The 21,287-nt window shown below is 51.0% G+C and carries 21 protein-coding genes; 8 read left to right on the forward strand and 13 right to left on the reverse strand.

Annotation, left to right across the window (positions count from 1 at the left end; translation table 11 throughout):
* The 3 genes from ACKLKD_RS20105 to ACKLKD_RS20115 all read right to left on the reverse strand — a co-directional run.
* A partial coding sequence (locus ACKLKD_RS20105; protein WP_420061984.1) for a FimD/PapC N-terminal domain-containing protein occupies positions 1-660 on the reverse strand: 660 nt, incomplete at its 3' end.
* Between the two features lie 49 nt (positions 661-709).
* Positions 710-1,390 (reverse strand): molecular chaperone, encoded by a 681-nt coding sequence (locus ACKLKD_RS20110; RefSeq protein ID WP_025712599.1) that lies wholly within the window; start codon positions 1,388-1,390, stop codon positions 710-712.
* 50 nt (positions 1,391-1,440) lie between these two features.
* Positions 1,441-1,983, reverse strand: coding sequence for a fimbrial protein (locus ACKLKD_RS20115; RefSeq protein WP_025712600.1), 543 nt, complete (start codon positions 1,981-1,983; stop codon positions 1,441-1,443).
* Between the two features lie 649 nt (positions 1,984-2,632).
* On the opposite strand from ACKLKD_RS20115, the gene ACKLKD_RS20120 reads away from it, so the two are divergent.
* Positions 2,633-2,986 carry a DUF4156 domain-containing protein gene (locus ACKLKD_RS20120; RefSeq protein ID WP_025712601.1) on the forward strand — a complete coding sequence of 118 codons (354 nt, stop codon included), beginning with the start codon at positions 2,633-2,635 and terminating at the stop codon, positions 2,984-2,986.
* Positions 2,987-3,029: 43 nt separating this feature from the next.
* On the opposite strand, the gene yjeJ is transcribed toward ACKLKD_RS20120, so the two are convergent.
* Genes yjeJ through ACKLKD_RS20135 form a run of 3 tightly spaced genes read right to left on the reverse strand, consistent with a single transcriptional unit; the run spans position 3,030 to position 7,316 of the window.
* Positions 3,030-3,890 carry a YjeJ family protein gene (gene yjeJ / locus ACKLKD_RS20125; protein ID WP_025712602.1) on the reverse strand — a complete coding sequence of 287 codons (861 nt, stop codon included), beginning with the start codon at positions 3,888-3,890 and terminating at the stop codon, positions 3,030-3,032.
* Between the two features lie 26 nt (positions 3,891-3,916).
* Complete coding sequence (locus ACKLKD_RS20130; protein ID WP_080897633.1) at positions 3,917-6,037, reverse strand: peptidase domain-containing ABC transporter; 2,121 nt, start codon at positions 6,035-6,037, stop codon at positions 3,917-3,919.
* Positions 6,030-7,316, reverse strand: coding sequence for an HlyD family secretion protein (locus ACKLKD_RS20135; protein ID WP_087805743.1), 1,287 nt, complete (start codon positions 7,314-7,316; stop codon positions 6,030-6,032). The genes ACKLKD_RS20130 and ACKLKD_RS20135 overlap by 8 nt, the downstream gene beginning before the upstream one ends.
* A gap of 378 nt (positions 7,317-7,694) precedes the next feature.
* On the opposite strand from ACKLKD_RS20135, the gene ACKLKD_RS20140 reads away from it, so the two are divergent.
* Positions 7,695-8,270: a winged helix-turn-helix domain-containing protein gene (locus tag ACKLKD_RS20140; RefSeq protein ID WP_025712605.1), complete on the forward strand. Its 576-nt coding sequence runs from the start codon at positions 7,695-7,697 to the stop codon at positions 8,268-8,270.
* Positions 8,271-8,429: 159 nt separating this feature from the next.
* Here ACKLKD_RS20140 and epmB read toward each other — a convergent pair whose 3' ends face one another.
* On the reverse strand, positions 8,430-9,458 hold the full coding sequence (gene epmB, locus ACKLKD_RS20145) for an EF-P beta-lysylation protein EpmB (protein ID WP_042929404.1): 1,029 nt from the start codon (positions 9,456-9,458) through the stop codon (positions 8,430-8,432).
* A gap of 41 nt (positions 9,459-9,499) precedes the next feature.
* Here epmB and efp point away from each other — a divergent pair, with 41 nt between their 5' ends.
* The 4 genes from efp (at position 9,500) to sugE (ending at position 11,037) form a co-directional block, all read left to right on the forward strand.
* A complete protein-coding gene (gene efp / locus ACKLKD_RS20150; RefSeq protein ID WP_004206421.1) occupies positions 9,500-10,066 on the forward strand; it encodes an elongation factor P in 567 nt (188 codons plus the stop codon).
* A gap of 73 nt (positions 10,067-10,139) precedes the next feature.
* Positions 10,140-10,271: an entericidin A/B family lipoprotein gene (locus tag ACKLKD_RS20155; protein ID WP_002885511.1), complete on the forward strand. Its 132-nt coding sequence runs from the start codon at positions 10,140-10,142 to the stop codon at positions 10,269-10,271.
* Positions 10,272-10,429: 158 nt separating this feature from the next.
* Positions 10,430-10,576 carry a lipoprotein toxin entericidin B gene (gene ecnB / locus ACKLKD_RS20160; protein WP_002885518.1) on the forward strand — a complete coding sequence of 49 codons (147 nt, stop codon included), beginning with the start codon at positions 10,430-10,432 and terminating at the stop codon, positions 10,574-10,576.
* A gap of 143 nt (positions 10,577-10,719) precedes the next feature.
* On the forward strand, positions 10,720-11,037 hold the full coding sequence (gene sugE, locus ACKLKD_RS20165) for a quaternary ammonium compound efflux SMR transporter SugE (RefSeq protein WP_025712608.1): 318 nt from the start codon (positions 10,720-10,722) through the stop codon (positions 11,035-11,037).
* Here sugE and ACKLKD_RS20170 read toward each other — a convergent pair.
* From ACKLKD_RS20170 to frdA, 5 genes are all read right to left on the reverse strand, one after another.
* Entirely contained in the window at positions 11,034-11,567 is a 534-nt protein-coding gene (locus ACKLKD_RS20170; protein WP_025712609.1) for a lipocalin family protein, read from the reverse strand. The two genes, sugE and ACKLKD_RS20170, sit on opposite strands and share 4 nt — an antisense overlap.
* 113 nt (positions 11,568-11,680) lie before the next feature.
* A complete protein-coding gene (gene frdD / locus ACKLKD_RS20175; protein WP_002885526.1) occupies positions 11,681-12,040 on the reverse strand; it encodes a fumarate reductase subunit FrdD in 360 nt (119 codons plus the stop codon).
* Between the two features lie 10 nt (positions 12,041-12,050).
* Positions 12,051-12,446 (reverse strand): fumarate reductase subunit FrdC, encoded by a 396-nt coding sequence (gene frdC, locus ACKLKD_RS20180; protein WP_002885530.1) that lies wholly within the window; start codon positions 12,444-12,446, stop codon positions 12,051-12,053.
* Positions 12,447-12,456: 10 nt separating this feature from the next.
* Complete coding sequence (frdB, locus tag ACKLKD_RS20185; protein WP_004177729.1) at positions 12,457-13,191, reverse strand: fumarate reductase iron-sulfur protein; 735 nt, start codon at positions 13,189-13,191, stop codon at positions 12,457-12,459.
* Positions 13,184-14,974: a fumarate reductase (quinol) flavoprotein subunit gene (gene frdA / locus ACKLKD_RS20190; RefSeq protein ID WP_025712610.1), complete on the reverse strand. Its 1,791-nt coding sequence runs from the start codon at positions 14,972-14,974 to the stop codon at positions 13,184-13,186. Before frdA ends, frdB begins: the two co-directional genes overlap by 8 nt.
* A 275-nt stretch (positions 14,975-15,249) precedes the next feature.
* Here frdA and epmA point away from each other — a divergent pair, with 275 nt between their 5' ends.
* Together epmA and yjeM are read left to right on the forward strand one after the other, a co-directional pair.
* Entirely contained in the window at positions 15,250-16,227 is a 978-nt protein-coding gene (epmA, locus tag ACKLKD_RS20195; protein WP_025712611.1) for an elongation factor P--(R)-beta-lysine ligase, read from the forward strand.
* Positions 16,228-16,411: 184 nt separating this feature from the next.
* Positions 16,412-17,914, forward strand: coding sequence for a glutamate/gamma-aminobutyrate family transporter YjeM (gene yjeM, locus ACKLKD_RS20200; RefSeq protein WP_025712612.1), 1,503 nt, complete (start codon positions 16,412-16,414; stop codon positions 17,912-17,914).
* Positions 17,915-17,951: 37 nt separating this feature from the next.
* Here the strand turns inward: yjeM and mscM are convergent, their stop codons facing one another.
* A complete protein-coding gene (mscM, locus tag ACKLKD_RS20205) occupies positions 17,952-21,281 on the reverse strand; it encodes a miniconductance mechanosensitive channel MscM (protein ID WP_080897630.1) in 3,330 nt (1,109 codons plus the stop codon).
* Positions 21,282-21,287 lie beyond the last annotated feature (6 nt).

Consider the following 21,287-nt stretch of genomic DNA (forward strand, 5'->3'; position numbering starts at 1 on the left):
GTTTTTAATACGCCATGGTCCGATATTTAAGCCTGGTAGTAAGTTGACACTATGGTTCTCTTGATCTGATAATCCGTTATCCCGTGCATAGCTACTGGTTCCATTATATCTATAATTTAAATAGAACGCGTTAATACCATTGTCAAATTCATCAGGTGAAACATACCCACGAACCGTTGAGGATACTGCGGCCTGCGGAACACTTAACTCAAGCTTCTGTAAGTTAAAGTTAAAATCAACAGAGGCTTCTGGAATGGAACTGATAATGACGCAACCATTAGCGTTTGTTTTTAATGAAGAGATTGCTTTTACCTTAATACCATAACCACTTAATTCCTCTGTTGATAAGCATGGGTATAGTTTAAGCTCTTCTCCCGCCTCGTTAAGATAGCTTGCTTTTTGTTCTGCCGTAGAAAAGAAATCAACATCTTTGGTATCGACGACGGTACCATTGATGATAATGTCAACCCGGTATTTCCCAGGGGCCTGAGAATTTGCCACTTCAAAAGCCGAAAGGTCCGGACTCACGTCTGAACCGTTTAGATCGGTAAGAAATGCTGGGTTAAAAAATTCTCTTGCATGTAGCTCAGAAGATATGGCTAACACGCCGATACTTATAAGAGCTAAACAGCATGGAGATAATTTGAATTTTTTAATCATTACCTCGTCCTTGGGTTTTATATAATTATATTTTATGCATCAAGCTCAACTAGAAACTGCTTTGATAAAGGTCGCTTTGGCCACCCATGTCATTGATGATTTTCCATTCTACTTTCCCACCGCTACCTGCAGGCAATGAGTAACTTGCTGAGGAGAATGGTGCAACGAAGTTTTTATCTTTCATGACTATTGATTGACCATTCACCTTGATAAACATGAAATTAATGTAAAAAGCTGACGGGTTTTTGACGATAATCTGATTGCCATTTTTTGACCATGATAATTCTTTAGCATGGTTTACTGGCACGTCATCGCTTAGTCCTTTCGGGCGGAAAATGAGCTTAAGTCTGGTACGAACTGCAATTTGCAACGTATTACGATCGGCATCTGTCGTACTGGCTGGGATTGACGTCGTATTAAAAAAGAAAAGTGACTCACGATCGGCAGGCAAAACGCCATCAAGCTTAAAGATCCTGACAACATTTTTTTGTTTACCTTCCAGACGGAAGAGTGGGGGAGTAACTAAAAAGTGAGTCCCAGCATTATTATTATTTTCAATCCACGACTTAATTAGATAAGGAGTACTGTCCAGGTTATCAAGGGATACGCTCGCCTCCTTTTTACCTTCTGCATAAATTATACGAGTCGTTCCGACCTGTACTCCTGCGTAGCAGGCGAGAGAGGTAGAAAAAAGGAGTATAATGGATAGCAATGAATTTAAGATTCGCATAATGCACCATATATAAAAATGCCTCTCATATAAATGAGAGGCATTGATAATTAGTAAGTTACCAGCAGGGTCGCAACGCCATTTGCAGTACCAGCGTCAACGGTGCTTTCAACTTGTGCATAAGTTGCTTTAAATGCAACATCTGCGGCGCCAGCTGTCAGCGGAATTGCAGCAGATTTCTCACCCAGTTTCAGGTGATTGTTGTTGGAATCCATCAGCTGGATGGCAACACCTTTTGCAACACCAGTGTTACCATAACCGGTCAGTTTCAGGTAGTCATTCAGCCCATTGTAATAGTCGCCGTCAAAAGTCACATAAGCGTCGGTTTTGGTAGTCGGGCAACCTGACAGGGAGATAGTGATCGCAGCCAGACCAGAACCGTTACCTGCAGTGGAACCGACGCCAGAGAATGCAGATTTTGGTACAGAGCCGAGAGTAACCTGACCGGTAGAAGAACCAGTATTTTGTACATCGACAGTACATGCGCCATCAGTAATGTCACCGATAAAGTTAATGGTGCCATCGTTAGCGCTAGCATTGAATGCTACAAGGCCGCTTGCGGCGATCAGTGCTGCGATAATACGTTTATTCATTTGAAAATTCCTTATTTCATTTCTAGATGATAGTTTTAAAAACCAGTTAACTTCTAAAAGCGCAGGAGTTTTAAGCATACTGATACAACACACACTTATTTCCCTTTGCCTGCAGTGGACCTTCGCGTTGGCGAGTGTTCCACAGCGCAACGAAAGTAATGCACAATGGGTGAGGTCACGTAATGAATTTGATGTGACTTTTACTACGTGAGAGTGTGAAATTTATCGAATTTATTTGTTCATAGAATACAATGCTTTGATTTATTATTGATGAGGTGGTTTTATTTTGTTTGTATCATTTTATTGATGTATCTTTATTCGCTCAAGAAAGAATAAAATATTTTTGTCATGAACATTAAAAAACAAAGATTATGTGAGTTCTTAATATTTGGTGTTTTGGAAAAAATTCAAAATGCCAGTTTTTAGAGAAATAATATGTTTTACAGTGGGTTATAGCACGAAAAGTATGCCAGGTATCAAGCGATATCGCCTATCTTTATGCTCAGATGGCTGCCATACACTGCGACAGGTGTCCGGAAGGCACACACCGCTCTTTACGATAGATTAATAATTTCAATTTGATCATCTTTTTAGTATAAGTTGTAGATGTGAGGCTAGTGTGCCCAACTAAATGATTATGGGGAGCAACATGCAGGTGAAATATTTTGCAGTGATAATTGGGGCTTCGCTACTGCTGGCAGGATGCAGTTCGAGCAGTGATTTGACCGCAGGAGGGGAGGCGGTACGCTTCGTGCAGGAGAAACCAGGTACTGAATGCCAGTTGTTAGGTACCGCGACGGGGAAACAAAGCAACTGGCTCTCTGGGCAAAACGGTGATGAGGGTGGCTCGATGCGGGGGGCTGCAAATGCCCTGCGAAATCACGCTGCCGCGATGGGGGGGAACGTGATTTATGGGGTGAGCAGCCCAACTCAAGGGCTACTTTCCAGTTTCGTACCTACGGATAGTGAGATGAATGGTCAGGTTTATAAGTGCCCAGACTAATCGTTTCGATTTGGCTCTCCTTCTTCGAAGGAGAGCTTTTCCCTTAAATCTCAAGTTTTGCCTGTTGCTCAATAAAAAATGTCTTTAATGGATGCAGACAGGCTTCCAAACTATCCATGTTGCCAACAGTCGGAATAACTTTACTGAATATCTCGCACAAGGAATACTTTTCATTTACTACCCTTAATTTTGGACACTGTTCATTGATGCGTATAGTGATACTATTTTCTGCTTCAGAAGGATGAACTGCATTCGTTTTAATTACGGCTCCGGAGAGAATTTTTTTACCATTTTCGGTTTCATAACAATAAAGTACCGCGAGATGGTGAGAAAATAGATTCTGTTTCCATAATTCGTGTTCAAAATATTCATAGTTAAAACGAGTATCTTCCATAATTTGCACTGCATACAGCATCACAAAATCTGTAGTGGAATCTATAAGGTTGAGAAAATCTTCGGCATCAGCGTGTAAAAATGCCTGGCGTATTGCAAGTAGAAGTACCTCCGCTTGCGTGTCATCAATTGTGATAATTTCAATTTGCTCTGATTGAAGCATGGCGATCAGCGTTGAGTCCGATTTTCCTGGTTTGAGCGTTAATGACGCGATTCTTCTCTCAGGTTCAGGCATCTGTACTTCGTTAGTATCTATTTCTGGAATGTTTTTTATACAAATCTCTGCCTGCTCATGCAGCTGATCCCGATAGGTTTCACCATGTTCTAACAATCGATGAGCTACCCTGTGTAATTGATTTCTTAAAATAATTAACAAATCAGCTAATGTCGTATATTGTAAATAATATGTTCGACATGTGTTGTCTTCTTTTTTGATTTTCAGCGCCAGAGCAAGAAAATTATCATTTTGCTTTATGATTGCGGTGTTAAAACCTAGCACAGTACTTATCATATGGTTATCCTTTTCCATTATTAAGTTTATGATGCTTGCTTTCCATACTGAGAAAGATCAATTATCCGGTCTGCAGACGCTATCGTTGAAGGACGATGCGCGACAATGACTCGGGTTATGCTTAGACTAGCAATAGATTGGTTTATGGCAGCTTCATTCTTCAAATCAAGATGACTAGTTGCTTCATCCATAAACAAAATACTCGGTTTGCGGTAAAGCGCTCTGGCAATCAAGAGTCTTTGTTTTTGGCCGCCTGAAATCCCCAGTCCTAACTCACCTATCATTGTTTCATAACCCATTGGCATTTTCATGATTTCATCATGAATATTACTGCGTCGGGCACACTCAACAATTAACTCTTCATCCGCATTATCTTCAAATCCGCTGATGTTATCGCTAATTGACCCTGAAAAAAGACGATCTTCTTGTAGGACGCATGCAGTCCCCAAACGGTAGTTATTAAGCCCTATTTTATAAATGTCAAGATTATCGGCAATTACTTCACCTGACGTTGGAGATAACAAACCACACATCACTTTCAGTAAAGTCGTTTTACCGACACCTGAAGGTCCAACAAGCGCAATAGATTCTCCTGGCTCAACCTGCAGGTTAAAGTTAGAAAAAATAGGTTGCGAGAACGGGTCATATTGATAACTGAGATTTTTGATCTCCAGCTTCACTCCACTATTCTCATCGAAAACTCGACGTGCTGGGAGCTCTTTCTCGGGTTCGCTGAAAACAATCTCAGATAGTCTCTCGTTATGTAATGATAACATTCGCAGTTGCATAAAGAGATCTATCAAGTTAGATGCTCTTTGAGAAAACTGCCCACGATAAGAGTTAAACGCCATAAACATACCTAACGTCATGTTGTTATCAATCACCATAATGGCGCCTAACCATAGGATAGCAACTTGATCTATAGATGATATGAAGGTGTTTATGCCACTGAACATCATATCAAAGCGAGTTTGTTTAATTCCTGCATTACATGCATCAATGTTAATATTAAGCCAATGCTGCGAACGGCGCTCTTTTAAATTAAGAGCTTTAATCGTTGATATTCCATAAAGTGACTCCATGAAATGAGAGCTCGAGCGGGCTCCTTTAATGACTTGCTCTTCTGCTACCCGACGGTAAAAACGGTATGTCGCCAGGCGCATAATGGCGTAGCAAAGCGTAAATCCGACAACCACCCATACTAGCCAGCCGCCGTAAAGAGTTAACATAATTAACAGACCAATTGTCATGATCGAGTCAATGATGCCACTGACAATACTGTTAGTGAACGTTGATCGGATAGTATCCAATGAAGTAAAACGTGACTGGATATCACCAAGATGCCGTTTTTCAAAAAAGGATAACGGCAAACTTGTCAAGTGATCAAACAATGTCGTTTTCCATTGAATATTGGTCAGAGTATTGAGAGTCAGTGAGGTCCATGCCCTTAGCATACTGACAAAGGTACGGAAGAGAGTGAAAAAGACCAGTCCTATACAAATGACGGATAACAGACTCTGGTCATGGGCCATGATGACATGGTCTGTGACAAGTTGGGTACCAATAGGGAGTAAAAGGCCAATGGCTTCGATTACGACAGAGAATGCGAAGATTTTAATTAATGCAGATTTTAATCCGACAATGTTTCGCATCAGGTCTAATAAACGTAAGCGTGCTTTTGCCTTTTCTTGTTGAAAGTTCTGATCGGGCCAAAGTTCCAGAGCCACGCCGGTGAAATTATTAGACATCTCCTGCAAACCAATTATACGTTTACCCAAAGCAGGATCATGCACAACATAGCTAGATTTTCGTACTTTCGTTAGAACGACATAATGATTCATTCCCCAATGGAGAATACAAGGGAGCTTTAGCTGCTTTATTTCATCTAAATCTAATGAAAGCGCGCGATTTTTAAGGCCTGCACGCTCGGCCGTTTTGCTTAAATGCAGCAGTGAAGCGCCTTGCGATGGGCTGCCGAAGCGTTGGCGGAAATTAAATAAATCTATATCTAATCCATAGTGCCCGCAGATCATTGCCAGGCTAGCAATACCACATTCCGCTGATTCTGATTGTAAAATTACCGGTGTTTTCTTAATCAGAGAAAAATTTAACTTTGCAATAATCGTTTCAAAGAGTTTTTTATTCATTAATTGGGCCGCTCACACTTTGAGAAATTTTATAAAACGGAGTAAACATCCACATATATAACGGACGTTCTTCAAGAAAAACAACAGCTTCAGCTTTTAATCCATTAGATAAGTACAATGTTTTTCCATTGTAACTAAAGGATTTTTGCTTGATTTTTACAATCGTTTTATATAGTGCGAGCTCTTGTTGATTAGTGCCATTATTGACGTTAGTATATTCTGACATTTCCTGTCGTGAAGCAGGCATAGATGATATCGATATTACCTCTCCTGGAAATTGACCAAATTTATCTGCAGGAAAGGCATCGTAACGGATGTTGATAGTATCCCCAGGTTTTACGTATGGAATACTATTATTTGGCAACCATAAAATGAGATAGTACTCCACATTACCTGTAGGCTTTATTTGTGCCAAACTACTTCCATTATCAACCATTTGCCCTTTGGTTACGGCTAGCGATTCGATTCTTCCATCCGTTGTAGCCTTGATGATGACATTGCCTTTTGCATCGGATTCAACAAGTTGATTTTTATAATCATTAATTTGATTTTGTTGGTTTGATATTTGATTATCAAAATCTGCCGCCTTGGTGACTTTATCACTAGTGAACTGGGTTATCTGAGATTCCAGTTGCATTTTTTGGCTTACCAGAGATTGATACGCACTTTGCTGTTGAAAATAAAGTGAGTGCTGATAGTTGTACTGATCTTTTGTAATTAGACCTTCTTTCAGATACTTATCATAACTTGAAAGATTCTGATGCATTTTATTCAACCCTGCCTGCGTGTTGGCAAGCATTGAGGTTGTTTCGCTAAGAGACTTTTTAATCGTATTTAGTTGTGTGTCTAATGCATTCAATGTTTCATCTTTGTTGCGAATTAGTTTTGTAATAATGCTCTCTGCATTAGTGATCTTTTCATTTATGACGGCTGTCTGAGCAAGACTCACATTACCGTTAGTGGTGTTACGGGAAATATCTATTTCATATAATTTTAGACCTTTTTTGACTATATCGCCGACCTTAACATATTGATTTAAGACAAAGCCTTGCTGCGGTGCAAAGACATTAACGGAATGCGGTAGTGTAATGACTTCCCCTCGCACATCTATACGTTGGGTGAATGTACATAGGATAAGGGTCGAGATGAGTGCGATAAGAAAACAACTTGACAGAATTACGATAAGCCACACAGGCATACCTGCCAGTAATAATGCTTTTCCTTTCCAGTGTAATTTCTTATATTCAATCGCTTCCTTGCGATAGAGCTTTCGTGCCATGAGCTTCCACTTTTGTTATTGATTCGAAGATAATTTTCTGACAGCAAGAGAAAATTATATGATGTTTGTAACATGTCCGCCGGACTTTACATCTTGGCGGACGTTGTATTAATTTACTGTTTTTAACTATGAAGTGCATATGAATTATGCATAAATTTACATTTCTTTTGTATTGAATGAGATTAGATCGTAAAATGACGTGAGCTTGTGAAGCTCTTATCATGGGCGTATATATTTTTCAGATTTATATTTTTAATGGGTAACATTGGGATTCTGAAGAAGATTAGTTTTTTATATGGATTGGCGCATCTGTTTTTTTCTGTGAATTATACGAGAATAATTGGTTTCTCCGATAAATAAAGAATATGGAAATGCTTTATGACATTTAATTCATACATCATTAATGATGAGGTTATTTTTAATATGGACGTGAATGAGCTTCAGCCAGTAGCGGGGAAAGACCATGAAGCCATTACGTTAAATACCCCCACAGCCCGATGTTTACAACTACTTTTAGAAAGTAATGGAAACATTATTTCCCGAGATGAATTTTTATCCGCTGTGTGGAAAGAGCGTGGTGTCGTTGTTTCGCAAAATACTTTTTATCAAAATATCTCCTTACTAAGGAAATCGTTGCTCAGAGCGGGACTGACTCAGGATGTTGTTGTTACGGTGAGACAACGTGGCTTCGTCATTGCTACCGGAACCGTAATCCGACAAGTTACACTGCAGAACGAGTTCAATAGTGCTCAACCGTTAAGTACCGACGCAAGCATGCGAATAATAAATGATAAATATATAGCCAAAATCGATGATGCTGAAGTACAAAATAGCGTAAAGAAAACTTTCAGGATCAATGGATTAACATCACTACAACTATCATTGTGGACCTTTGTTATTGTAGCCGTAATGGCTATAATCAATATAGTTTTTTTATGTGTTAGGTATATTTGATTTTTATTGAAGTATAGCTAAATTATGTTGGATAAATGAATGCTCCTTATCATTTATCGTCATGTGTATCTTTTTATATCCAGCCTCCAGTATTCTTGGAGGCTGGGTATGTTGTTCGGTTTTAGAAGAAGGCTACTGCTGTATACTGATTCGGAAGCATTAACGCTGCTTCAGGCCCAAATCCAGCGGTGTCTTGCTGGGTTCGCCGCCGATCTCTCGCGCCAGCTTCGGCACCATATAGCCGGAGATAAGGGTCAATAGCTCACGCATGATTTCACGTGCTTCATCATCGCTGACCATAAAGTGTGCCGCCCCCTGTACCCGGTCCAGCACGTGCAGGTAGTAGGGCATCACGCCGGCGTCGAACAGCGCATTGCTGAGGTCGGCCAGCGCTTGCGCGTTGTCGTTCACCCCGCGCAGCAGCACGCTCTGGTTGAGCAACGTGACGCCCGCCTGACGCAGCATGGCCATCGACGCGCGAAACTCATCGTCAATTTCATTCGCGTGATTGACGTGGTTAACCAGAATTACCTGCAGCGACGAACGCTGGAAGCGGCTGGCCAGCGTCTCGGTGATGCGTGCCGGGATCACAATCGGCAAGCGGCTGTGAATACGCAGGCGCTTAACGTGCGGAATGGCTTCCAACTGGGTCATTAGCCAGTCGAGTTCATGATCCTTCGCCATCAGCGGATCGCCGCCAGAGAAGATGATTTCATCGAGTTGTGGATGCGCCGCAATGTAATTCATCGCCGTTTGCCAGTTGCGCCTGGTGCCCTGATTTTCGGCATACGGGAAGTGGCGGCGGAAACAATAACGGCAATTGACTGCACAACCGCCTTTCACCAGCAACAGGGCCCGGTTGCGATATTTGTGCAACAGACCGGGCACCACGCTGTGTTGTTCTTCCAGCGGATCGGTGGAGTAACCGGGGGCAACGATAAACTCTTCCTCGGCGGTAAGTACCTGACGAAGCAGCGGATCGTTAGGGTTACCTTTCTCCATGCGGGCGATAAACGCGCGCGGGACACGCAGCGGGAACAGGCGTCTGGCCTCGCGTCCGGCCAGTAGTTTTTCATCAGCGTCTACATTTAAAAGACGCAGCAGTTCATCAGGACTGGTCACAACATTGGCAAGTTGCGTTATCCAATCTTCTCTGGATGGGGTATTTAGGGTTACAATATGCGCCATTTTGTGGCTTAGCTACCAGTTAAACAATTTCAGAGGGCCTTATGGCGACTTACTATAGCAACGATTTTCGTGCTGGTCTTAAAATCATGTTAGATGGCGAACCTTATGCGGTAGAAGCCAGCGAATTCGTTAAACCAGGTAAAGGCCAGGCGTTTGCACGCGTTAAGCTGCGCCGCCTGCTGACCGGTACCCGTGTTGAGAAAACCTTCAAATCTACCGATTCCGCAGAAGGCGCGGACGTTGTCGATATGAACCTGACTTATCTGTACAACGACGGTGAGTTCTGGCACTTCATGAACAACGAAACTTTCGAGCAGCTGTCTGCTGACGCGAAAGCAATCGGTGACAACGCTAAGTGGCTGCTGGATCAGGCTGAGTGCATCGTGACCCTGTGGAACGGCCAGCCGATCGCGGTCACCCCGCCGAACTTCGTTGAGCTGGAAATCGTGGAAACCGATCCAGGTCTGAAAGGCGACACCGCGGGTACCGGCGGTAAACCAGCGACCCTGTCCACCGGCGCGGTGGTTAAGGTTCCGCTGTTCGTTCAGATTGGCGAAGTGATCAAAGTGGATACTCGCTCTGGCGAATACGTATCCCGCGTGAAGTAATTTCGCGTCATGATGACCGGCGCAGCCTCCGTGCTGCGCCGCTCTTTACGCACAGGTACGACGAACACGAGACATGAAGCGCAGCGTAAAACTTCTGGTGTTACTGTTTCTGAGCAGCGCGTTACTGGCTGGCTGCAACACCGCCCGCGGAGTGGGTGAAGATATTCAGGGCCTGGGCCACGCCATCTCTCACGCCGTGAGCTAAATTTCCTTCCGTTTTGCTAGTGGCGGTTGCCTCCTGGCGCGCCAGCTTCCTCCACGAATATTCCTTTTCTCTTAAAAATCGCAAAGATCCCTTCATCTTTGGACGGTTTGTCTATGCTTATAGAGCATGAAAACAAAACTGACACTAAGGATGACATTATGGTGAAAAAAACGATTGCAGCGTTCTTTACGGTTTTGGTCCTCTCTTCGGCACTGACCGCTTGTAACACCACACGTGGCGTTGGTGAGGATATTTCAGACGGCGGCAACGCAATCTCTGGCGCGGCAACCAAAGCTCAGCAATAAACGCCGTCGACGGTACGGTTATACGCCGTACCGTTCTTCACTTCCCCCATTCTGTTGGCTATACTCATCACGACTTTTCATACACCTTGCGGGACGACCCGTAAGCGTTTCTCATCCGGGGACGGCCCCAGCAAAGGAGCCTTATGTCCTGGATAGTCTTGTTTATCGCTGGCCTGCTGGAAGTGGTCTGGGCCGTCGGCCTGAAATATACCCATGGCTTTAGCCGCCTGGTTCCCAGCGTTATCACCATCGTGGCGATGGTGGCCAGCATGGCGCTGCTCTCATGGGCGATGAAAACCCTGCCGGTTGGTACCGCCTACGCGGTCTGGACCGGGATCGGCGCCGTGGGCGCCGCCGTGACCGGTATCGTCCTGTTAGGGGAATCGGCCAGCGCCATGCGTATTGCGAGCCTCGCCTGCATCGTGGTTGGCATTATTGGCCTGAAGCTCAGTGCCCACTAGTTGTAGCGCTGATTGACCCAGACCAGTTTGCTGACATCAAAGCCCTGTCGGGTGGCAATATCCAGCATTTGCTGCCTGACCTCGGGGGCGATGGTCGGCGCCCGGGCCAGCAGCCAGAGATAATCGCGATCGGGGCCGCAGACCAGCGCGTAACGATACTCCTTATCCAGCGCAATGACGTTATAGCTGCCGTAGAAAGGGCCGAAGAAGGAAATCTTCAGCGCGGCGCGGCTGGGCTCCCCGGTAAAGTAGGCCACCCCGTCCGTTTTCTGCCACATGCCGCGGTCGGGGTTATAGCCTTTATTGGTCACGTCCAGACCGCCGTCATCACGGGGGTGCCAGGCGATCGTGACCTTTTCCAGCCCACTCTCAAAAGGGTGGTCAAAGCGGGCGATTTCATACCAGGTACCCAGATAGCGCTGAACATCGAAGGGGCTGACTACGGTGACGCCCGGCGGCGGGGTGGGAGAGCTGCAGGCGACAGACAGGAACGAGACGGCAATCGCGGTCATTATCGGCAGGATACGCATGGCATGCTCCTTGCTGGCTTTTAAGCTAAGTGTAGAGTCCGGCAGGGAAAAGGCGGCAAGATTTTTCTATGAAGCGAGCCCGGTAGCAGAAATGCAGCCGGGCTCTTGCAGGATCAGATAAACAGTACGCCAACGAGAGTGATAACGCTGAGGATTGCGGCCAGGCCGTAGAAGACCCACTTACCGTTTGGTACATGGATTTTCAGGTCGTGCATGGCGTGATGAATACGATGCAGCCCACACCACAGCGGCAGCACTATCATCAGAAAGATGAATGCGCGGCCGATGAAGCTTTGGGCAAAGGCCAGTACGCGCTCATAGCTGAAGGCGTCGGCCGGGGCGAGCCCGAGTGGCAACAGGATGCCCACCAGCAGCACCATCACCGGCGCGACAATCGCGCCCCACATGCCGCCTGCGCCAAACAGCCCCCAGAATACGGGTTCATCGGAACGTTTCGGGTTGGGATTAATCATCTGAGTCTCCTTACCAGAACAGGGCAACAAACAGGATCACCACCGTGACCACCGCCGTTACCACCCAGAGCCCTTTAATGACCGGCTCTGGCCCCATTTTTTCGCCTTTGATAATGACGTTGGCGGCTTTCGGCGCCAGCTCAAACCAGGTTTTGGTGTGCAGCAGCGCCGCCGCCAGGGTGATCAGGTTGAGGATCACCACTACCGGGTTTTGCAGGAATCCGATATATCCCGCCCAGCTTTCGGCGCCGTGCTTGAGGGCAAACAGCCCGTAAATCAGCACAATGCTAAACCATACCGTCGGTACCGCCGTGCCTTCCCGCACCATGTAGAAGCGATAAAACGGCAGCTTTTTCCACCAGGTGGAGGTCATCGGCCGCACGTAGGGTTTGCGTTTCGTCGTCATAATGCACTCCTTAGCGTGGTTTCAGGGTGGCGATAAGAAAGTCTTTCGAGCTTTCCACCTTGCCCTGCTGGATCGCGGCCGCCGGATCGACGTGCTTCGGACACACTTCCGAGCAGTAGCCCACGAAAGTACAGGTCCAGACGCCGTTCTGGCCGTTAAGCTGCGCCATACGTTCCTTTTTACCGTGGTCGCGGCTGTCTTCGTTATAGCGGTGGGCGAGGGTGATCGCCGCCGGGCCGATAAATTCCGGATTCAGGCCGAACTGCGGACAGGCGGCATAGCACAGCCCGCAGTTGATGCAGCCGGAGAACTGATGGTATTTCGCCATCTGGGCCGGCGTCTGTTTGTTAGGCCCCTGGTCCGGTGTGCGGTTGTTGCCGATGATATAGGGCTTAATGGCCTCCAGACTTTCGATAAAGTGGGTCATATCCACCACCAGATCGCGCTCGATAGGGAAGTTGGCCAGCGCCTCAACTTTGATGCCTTTGGTGTAATCGCGCAGAAACGTTTTACAGGCCAGCTTTGGCACCTTGTTGACCATCATGCCGCAGGAGCCGCAAATTGCCATTCGGCAGGACCAACGGTAGCTCAGGTCTGGCGCCAGGTTGTCTTTAATGTAGCCCAGCGCGTCCAGCAGCGAGGTCTGCTCATCATAGGGCACGTCATAGAATGCGCTGTGCGGTGCGGTGTCGACCTCCGGATTGTAGCGCACCACTTCGACTTTCAGGTTTTTCATCTCAGCCATGGGTGGTCTCCTTCTTCTCAGCCGCTTCCGCCTCTGCGCCATAGACTCGTTTTGCCGGCGGCAGCGTGGTGATCTTCACATCGCCATATTCCAGACGGGTCGTGCCATCGGCCTCGCGGAAGGCGAGGGTGTGCTTGAGGAAGTTGACGTCGTCACGCTCGGTACAGCCTTCATCCAGACGCTGGTGCGCACCGCGCGATTCTTTACGAGCGATGGCCGAGTGCGCCATACATTCAGCAACGTTTAAACCATGTCCCAGTTCAATGGTGTAAAGCAGATCGGTATTGAATACGCTGGAGTTGTCGGTAATGCGCACGCGCTTAAAGCGCTCCTGCAATTCGGCCAGCTTGTCGATGGTTTTCTGCATTAACTCCGGCGTGCGGTAGATGCCGCAACCTTCCTCCATCGACAGTCCCATTTCGTCGCGGATTTTCGCCCAGTTTTCATTACCTTCCCGGTTGACGAGATCTTTCAGGCGCTGCTCCACATCGGCAGCCTGCGCATCGAGCGCGGAGCCGTTTGCTTCGCCCGCCTGAGCGGCGCGTTGCATGGCCTGCTCCCCGGCCAGGCGGCCGAAGACCACCAGTTCGGCCAGCGAGTTGGAGCCCAGACGGTTGGCGCCGTGCAGACCGACGGACGAACACTCGCCCACGGCAAACAGGCCTTTGATCCGGGTTTCGCACTGCTGATCGGTTTCAATACCGCCCATGGTGTAGTGCGCGGTCGGACGCACCGGAATCGGCTCTTTCACCGGATCGACGCCGACGTAGGCTTTCGCTAGTTCACAGATAAACGGCAGACGCTCCAGCAGTTTTTTCTCGCCGAGGTGGCGCAGATCGAGGTAGACCACATCGCCGCGCGGCGTCGGGATGGTGTTCCCTTTCCGCCACTCGTGCCAGAAAGCCTGGGACACTTTGTCGCGTGGACCCAGCTCCATATATTTGTTCTTCGGCTCACCGAGCGGGGTTTCCGGGCCCATGCCGTAATCCTGCAGATAGCGGTAGCCGTTTTTGTTGACCAGAATCCCGCCTTCACCGCGGCAGCCCTCGGTCATGAGGATCCCGGAGCCCGGCAGGCCGGTCGGGTGATACTGAACGAATTCCATGTCGCGCAGCGGCACGCCGTGACCCAGCGCCATACCCATTCCGTCACCGGTGACGATCCCGCCGTTGGTGTTGTAGCGATAGACGCGTCCGGCGCCGCCAGTGGCCAGCACCACCGCGTTGGCACGGATCTGCACCAGGGTGCCTTCCATCATATTCATCGCCACCAGGCCGCGGGCCTGCCCGTCATCGACCAGCAGATCGAGGACGAAATGTTCATCAAAGCGCTGAATTTGGGGAAACTGAAGGGAGGTCTGGAAGAGGGTATGCAGCATGTGGAAGCCGGTTTTATCGGCGGCAAACCAGGTGCGCTCGATTTTCATGCCTCCGAAGCGCCTGACGTTGACGCTGCCGTCGGGGCGGCGGCTCCATGGGCATCCCCACTGTTCCAGCTGGGTCATTTCCGTTGGGCAGTGGTGCACGAAGTAATCGACGACATCCTGTTCGCACAGCCAGTCGCCACCGGCGACGGTGTCGTGAAAATGGTACTCAAAGCTATCGTGATCCTGGGCAACGGCTGCGGACCCCCCTTCTGCAGCGACCGTATGGCTGCGCATCGGATAGACTTTAGAAATCAGGGCGATTTTAGCGTTGGGGTTGGCCTGAGCGGCGGCGATAGCGGCACGAAGGCCTGCCCCGCCGGCGCCAATTACGGCGAGATCGGCTTGAAAAGTTTGCACGACATTCCTCCAGTTTTAGTGTATTTCGCCGCCGGGCTGGCGAAAAAGTATCACTGCTCCTTTATAGGTACAGAAGTATAGCCGTAGGGTCAGTATGGAAAATTGACGTGTTCGATTTTTTTATCGATATGTGCGGTTATTTATCAGTGATGTTTATACCTTTAGGTTAACGATAGATTAATGGCATGTAATCCGCCGATGATTGCACAAAATTTGTTTCACTCGCCGGTTGCGAGTAGACTTCGTGCCCTTAATTTGCAATCGGAGAAAGTACCATGAGCGAGACGGCAACCTGGCAGCCGAGCGCACCCATTCCCAATCTGTTGAAACGCGCGGCGGTGATGGCGGAAATCCGCCGTTTCTTTACCGATCGCGGCGTGCTGGAGGTGGAGACGCCTTGCATGAGTCAGGCGACGGTAACGGATATTCATTTGTTCCCGTTCGAAACCCGTTTCGTCGGCCCGGGCCATTCCCAGGGACTTAATCTGTACCTGATGACCAGTCCGGAATACCACATGAAGCGCCTGCTGGCGGCGGGCTGCGGCCCGGTCTTCCAGCTGTGCCGCAGCTTTCGCAATGAAGAGATGGGGAGGCATCACAACCCGGAATTCACCATGCTGGAGTGGTATCGTCCGTGCTATGACATGTATCGCCTGATCAACGAGGTGGACGATCTGCTACAGCAGGTGCTGGAGTGCCAGCCGGCGGAAAGCCTCTCCTATCAGCAAGCGTTCCAGCGCCATCTGGATATTGATCCGCTCTCTGCCGATAAGGCGCAGCTACGTGAAGTTGCGGCGAAACTGGATCTGAGCAATATCGCCGATACAGAAGAAGATCGCGACACGCTGCTGCAGCTGTTGTTTACCATGGGCGTGGAGCCGCACATCGGTAAAGATCGCCCGACGTTTATCTATCATTTCCCGGCCACCCAGGCCTCGTTAGCGCAGATCAGCCCGGAAGATCATCGGGTCGCTGAGCGCTTCGAGGTTTACTACAAAGGTATTGAGCTAGCGAACGGTTTCCACGAGCTGACCGACGCCCGTGAGCAGCGCCTGCGCTTTGAGCAGGACAACCGTAAACGCGCCGCGCGCGGCCTTCCGCAGCAGCCCATCGATAACAACCTGCTGGCGGCGCTGGAGGCGGGTCTGCCGGATTGCTCCGGCGTGGCGCTGGGCGTTGACCGTGTGGTCATGCTGGCGCTGGGCGCCGAAAGCATCGGCGAAGTGATCGCCTTTACGGTGGACCGCGCCTGATCGTTTTTTCACCTCCTTCTGCCTCGGTGTGGGGGGAGGTGACCGACCCGCCCTGAACCTGACCACATCGTCCCGGTTTTAGCCCGAATACCCACAATCTCCCTCTGTGCTTTTGCTACTATCCGCGCTCTTTTTATGAGGCCAGGCGTTGCTCGTCGGGCGATGCCCACGTTTGGATAGATTTATGCATCAACAACTCAAGAAGATGAGCCTGATTGGGCTGATTCTGATGATCTTCACTTCGGTTTTTGGCTTCGCCAACAGCCCGTCGGCGTTTTATCTGATGGGCTACAGCGCGATGCCGTTTTATCTTTTTTCCGCTCTCTTTTTCTTTATTCCGTTCGCGCTGATGATGGCGGAGATGGGCTCGGCCTACCGTCGGGAAGAGGGCGGGATCTATTCCTGGATGAACCACAGCGTCGGGCCGCGTTTTGCGTTCATCGGCACCTTTATGTGGTTTGCCTCGTACGTGGTGTGGATGGTGAGTACGGCGGCTAAAATCTGGGTGCCGTTATCCACCTTTTTGTTTGGCGCGGACAAAACGCAGACCTGGGCGCTGGGTGGCCTGACGCCGACGCAGACGGTCGGTATTCTGGCGGCCTGCTGGATGGCCGTGGTGACCTTTATTGCCGTCAAAGGGATTAATAAAATCGCCAAAATTACCGCCGTCGGCGGTATCGCGGTGATGGGGTTGAACCTGGTGCTGCTGCTGGTGAGCGGGGCGATCCTGCTGCTCAACGGCGGCCATTTCGCCCAGCCGCTAAACTTTACTCTTTCGCCTAATCCCGGGTATCAGTCGGGCATGGCGATGCTGTCGTTTGTGGTGTTTGCCATTTTCGCCTATGGCGGAATTGAGGCGGTTGGCGGCCTGGTGGATAAGACCGATAAACCGGAAAAGAACTTTGCCAAAGGGATTATCATCGCGGCGATCGTTATCTCGATCGGTTACTCGCTGGCGATCGTGCTGTGGGGCGTGAGCGCCAACTGGCAGCAAGTGCTTGGCGCGCGTTCGACCAACCTTGGCAACATCACCTATGTGCTGATGACCAGCCTCGGGACGACGCTGGGCCAGGCCCTGCACCTGACGCCAGCGGCGTCAGCCCTGACCGGGGTCTGGTTCGCCCGTATCACCGGGCTGTCGATGTTTCTCGCCTATACCGGCGCGTTCTTCACCCTCAGCTATTCACCCCTGAAAGCGATTATCCAGGGTACGCCAAAAGCGCTCTGGCCGTCGGTGATGACCCGTCTTAACGTCAACGGCATGCCCGCCGTGGCGATGTGGCTGCAGTGCCTGCTGGTCGGGGTGTTTATCGTACTGGTATCGTTCGGTGGGGATAGCGCTTCCGCGTTTTATAACAAGCTGACGCTGATGGCCAATGTCTCGATGACCTTGCCCTATCTGTTCCTGACCATCGCCTTCCCATTCTTCAAGGCGAAAGCGCATCTCGACCGGCCGTTCGTGATCTTCAAAAACCGCCAGTCGACGCTGCTGGCGACCGGCGTGGTGCTGCTGGTGGTGACCTTCGCCAATATCTTCACCATCATTCAGCCGGTGATTGACGGTGGTGACTGGAACAGTACGCTGTGGATGGTCGGCGGGCCGATCTTCTTCTCACTGCTGGCGTTGGGGATCTACGAACGCTACCGTCGGCGCATGGCGTCCGGCGCGCTGGTGATGGAGAGTTAAAGAACTTGCCCGGCGGTGTCGCCGGGCAGAGCATCACTTACAGGCTACCAGCCGTACGGCGGCTGGTTTTTCCTGCCGAGGTCATGGTTTTACTGCTTTGCCTGCCGTCGATACTTTCCAGACGCATCTGGAACGGAGGGAACGGCATATCAATGCCATGCTCGCGGAAGCCGGCGAGGATCAGCTGATGCATCTCATGGCGCAGCGGCATGCGGTGCCCCATCTCCGCGGCAAAAATACGCAGCTCGAAAATCTGGATCCCCTGCTGCAGGTCGACAAGAAACGCCTCTGGCGCCGGGGTATCGATGACCAGCGAGCAGCGATGCGCGGCGGCGATGAGAATTTTCGTGACCTCGTCGGTATCGGCGTCCACGGGCGCCGGCACCGTCAGCACCACGCGGGTGACCGAGTCCGATAGCGACCAGTTGATAAACTGTTCGGTAATGAACGCCTTGTTCGGCACGATAATCTCTTTCCGGTCCCAGTCGCTGATGGTAGTGGCGCGGGTATTGATGCGGGTGACGCTGCCCGTCAGGTCGCGAATGGTGACCGTATCGCCGATGCGGATCGGCTTCTCAAACAGGATAATCAGGCCGGAGATAAAGTTGGCGAAGATCTCCTGCAGGCCAAATCCGAGACCCACACCCAGCGCGGCGACCAGCCACTGCAGCTTCGACCACTCAATACCGATCATCGAGAAGCCCACCAGCCCGCCGACCAGCATCAGCAGATACTTAGTGATGGTGGTGATGGCGTAGCCGGTGCCGGGCGTTAAATCGAGATGCTGGAGGATCGCCAGTTCCAGCAGCGCGGGCAGGTTGCGTACCAGCTGAGTGGTGATGATCAGCACCAGAATGGCAATCAACACCGCGCCAAGCGTAATAGGCTCAAGGCTTTCCACCCCTTGTACCGTCGAGGTCACGTCCCACAGCGAGATATTCTCAAGGAAGCCAAACGCCGAGTGAATCTCCGACCACAGCACGATGACCGATAGCAGCGCGATCAGCATCAGCAGGGAGCGCACAAGCCGCAGCGACTGGGTACTGATGGCATCGAGGTCAACCTCGCTGACCTCCGTCTCCACCGACCCTTCCGGGCTGCTGACGTGAACGGGCTCATCTTCGCCGCGGGCGCGCTGAGCGAGAATTTCCGCGCGACGATGGCGGGCCCGGTCGAAGGCCAGCCGGCGGCGCTGGATCAGCATCCAGCGGCGGATGATGTGATAGACCACCAGCAGCAGGAACCAGATGGCGACCGAGGTTTCCAGACGCGCAAGCAGCGCCTGGGCGGTGGCGAGGTAGCCGACGGCGGCCGCCAGCATGGCCACCAGCGGGGCGCCAAGCATCAGGTTCCACAGCAGGCGGTTCACCATATTGTCGCCATTCCCCTCTTTATCCAGATAGAGCGGAATACCGGCGTGCTTAAGGCTCAGGGTGACCACCGCCAGCGCGCCGCAGATCAGCAGGAAGCACAGGCGGCCCAGCGAAGCGGAGAATTCGCGGTCGTTAAGATTATCGAACATGATCAGCGCCATAATCAGCGGCACAATCAGCCCGATGCTCATCAGGTAGTAGCGCATCGCCTTCGCCACGCGGCTACGCGGCCAGCCGAAGTGGGCGATAAACAGCCCGTTTGGCCGGGCGAAGGTGGCGCAGATCATCACCACCCACAGCAAAGGCACCGTCGCGGTGACTCCATCGCCAATCGCCACCGCCAGCGGGAACGGCCAGGCGGACTGCAGACCATAGCCGAGCGTCATCCACAGCACCGGCAGCGGCGAGGCCACCAGTATCGACCAGAAGACCGTGCGCAGCGTCAGCCAGAAGTGATCCTGGGTGACTTTCCCCACCCGGGCGCTGGAGCGCTCGAGAAAGCGGGTGAAATGGCGCCGCGAGCTGATGCTAAAGCCAACCAGCAGCAGGGCGGCAAACAGCGGCAGCAGGGTCTCTTTGCTGGTAAGCATCATCGCGCTGGCTTTACCCAGTTCGCTGATGGTATCCAGGGAGATCAGGCGCCGCAGATCCTGGACTATTTCCAGCGGCCAGGAGAAGCCGATGGGGCTGACGTCCGAAGTCCAGAACAGATAGCGGTGAGTCGCTTCGTTGATCTCTTTCAGCGCGTCTTCCAACTGGCCGTTGGCGACCTTCAGCTTGGTGAGCTCCAGCATCAGGGTATCACCGCCGCGCAGCAGCGAGTTCAATAGCTCGTTCTGCGTGCGCAGCTGCGCCTGCAGGATCTTGTTCTGCTCGCTGGTCAGCGGTTGGCCGTCGGCCTGACGGATCTGCCGCAGCTGCGGCTGCTTACTGAGTAAATCTTCAAAGCGCAGACGCTGCACGCGCAGCTGCGCCATTTCCGTATCCAGCTGCTGTGGGCGAGGGCGCTCCGGCAGTCGCGCTACCTGGGCGCGCAGGGCTTCGCCCAGCAGATTGGAGGAGCCCAGCCACTGCGACTGCTCACGCAGGGTGTTTAACGCCTGGCGCACCTGCAGCGTTTGATTCGTCGCCTGCCGCTGCTGAGAGGCCACCAGATCCATGCGCTGCGCCTGCTGGTTCAGCGCCTGTGAGAGCTCACGGTTGACCTTAAACTGGGCGGTGATGTCCGGCGGCAGGTTTTCACTGTTCTCCGCCAGCAGTTCGGTACTCTCCAGCGCCTTTTCCGCCTCCCGCTGGCGCTGGCTGTTTTGCAGATTGCGCAGCGCCTGCAGATAGGCATCCAGCTGCTCGCTCTGCTTTTGCGCCAGCTCGGAACGGGCGCGCGACAGCTCCTGGCGGTTGTTGGCGGAGAGCTGGGCGAGGTCGAGTTCATCCACCAGCGCCTTCAGACGCGCTGATTCCGCCTGCAGGGCAAGATTTTGCGCCTGGGCGAGAGCATTGTTGCCGGTTTGCGTGCCGATGCGGCGCTCAACCTCATTGAGCTGACGACGGGCATCGGTTTGCTGCTGCGGCAGCTGGTTCAGGGAGTCGGCGATTTCACGCGCGCGATCCTGCTCCTGCTGCGCCTGGCGGCTCGATTCCAGCAGCTGGCTGCTGACCTGCAGGATCTCCTGGTTCAGCGCATCGGCGGTCAGGCCGGTTGGCACCTGGCGCGGCTCTTCGCTCAGATTATTGAGCTGGGCACGCAGGCTTTGAAACAGTTTGGGGAAATTGTCGATAACGTCCTGATACTGACGGGCGCGCTCGAGGGATGATTTTCGCTCCTCAAGCGCGTTCAGCGCGGACTGCAGAACTTCAACGGTTTCAGGCTGGGCGGGCTTTGCCGCCTTCGCCTGTTCCAGTTCCTGGGTTATCTGTTTAGCATCCGGGGCTGTCGCAGCGTACGCCCCGAAACTGAGGCTCAAGGCCAACAGGAAAGTGTATATCAGGCGCACGGCATA

It is taken from the genome of Klebsiella sp. 10982 (genome assembly GCF_048589245.1).
Taxonomy (GTDB): domain Bacteria; phylum Pseudomonadota; class Gammaproteobacteria; order Enterobacterales; family Enterobacteriaceae; genus Klebsiella; species Klebsiella quasivariicola.

Coding starts and splice junctions, on each gene's coding strand:
- ACKLKD_RS20135 (WP_087805743.1), bottom strand. CDS start 7,316: ATGGCACGAAAGCTCTATCGCAAGGAAGCGATTGAATATAAGAAATTA.
- ACKLKD_RS20130 (WP_080897633.1), bottom strand. CDS start 6,037: ATGAATAAAAAACTCTTTGAAACGATTATTGCAAAGTTAAATTTTTCT.
- frdC (WP_002885530.1), bottom strand. CDS start 12,446: ATGACGACGAAACGCAAACCCTACGTGCGGCCGATGACCTCCACCTGG.
- efp (WP_004206421.1), top strand. CDS start 9,500: ATGGCGACTTACTATAGCAACGATTTTCGTGCTGGTCTTAAAATCATG.
- ACKLKD_RS20155 (WP_002885511.1), top strand. CDS start 10,140: ATGAAGCGCAGCGTAAAACTTCTGGTGTTACTGTTTCTGAGCAGCGCG.
- frdB (WP_004177729.1), bottom strand. CDS start 13,191: ATGGCTGAGATGAAAAACCTGAAAGTCGAAGTGGTGCGCTACAATCCG.
- yjeJ (WP_025712602.1), bottom strand. CDS start 3,890: ATGATAAGTACTGTGCTAGGTTTTAACACCGCAATCATAAAGCAAAAT.
- ACKLKD_RS20110 (WP_025712599.1), bottom strand. CDS start 1,390: ATGCGAATCTTAAATTCATTGCTATCCATTATACTCCTTTTTTCTACC.
- epmB (WP_042929404.1), bottom strand. CDS start 9,458: ATGGCGCATATTGTAACCCTAAATACCCCATCCAGAGAAGATTGGATA.
- ecnB (WP_002885518.1), top strand. CDS start 10,430: ATGGTGAAAAAAACGATTGCAGCGTTCTTTACGGTTTTGGTCCTCTCT.
- ACKLKD_RS20120 (WP_025712601.1), top strand. CDS start 2,633: ATGCAGGTGAAATATTTTGCAGTGATAATTGGGGCTTCGCTACTGCTG.
- yjeM (WP_025712612.1), top strand. CDS start 16,412: ATGCATCAACAACTCAAGAAGATGAGCCTGATTGGGCTGATTCTGATG.
- sugE (WP_025712608.1), top strand. CDS start 10,720: ATGTCCTGGATAGTCTTGTTTATCGCTGGCCTGCTGGAAGTGGTCTGG.
- ACKLKD_RS20140 (WP_025712605.1), top strand. CDS start 7,695: ATGACATTTAATTCATACATCATTAATGATGAGGTTATTTTTAATATG.
- ACKLKD_RS20170 (WP_025712609.1), bottom strand. CDS start 11,567: ATGCGTATCCTGCCGATAATGACCGCGATTGCCGTCTCGTTCCTGTCT.
- epmA (WP_025712611.1), top strand. CDS start 15,250: ATGAGCGAGACGGCAACCTGGCAGCCGAGCGCACCCATTCCCAATCTG.
- frdD (WP_002885526.1), bottom strand. CDS start 12,040: ATGATTAATCCCAACCCGAAACGTTCCGATGAACCCGTATTCTGGGGG.
- ACKLKD_RS20115 (WP_025712600.1), bottom strand. CDS start 1,983: ATGAATAAACGTATTATCGCAGCACTGATCGCCGCAAGCGGCCTTGTA.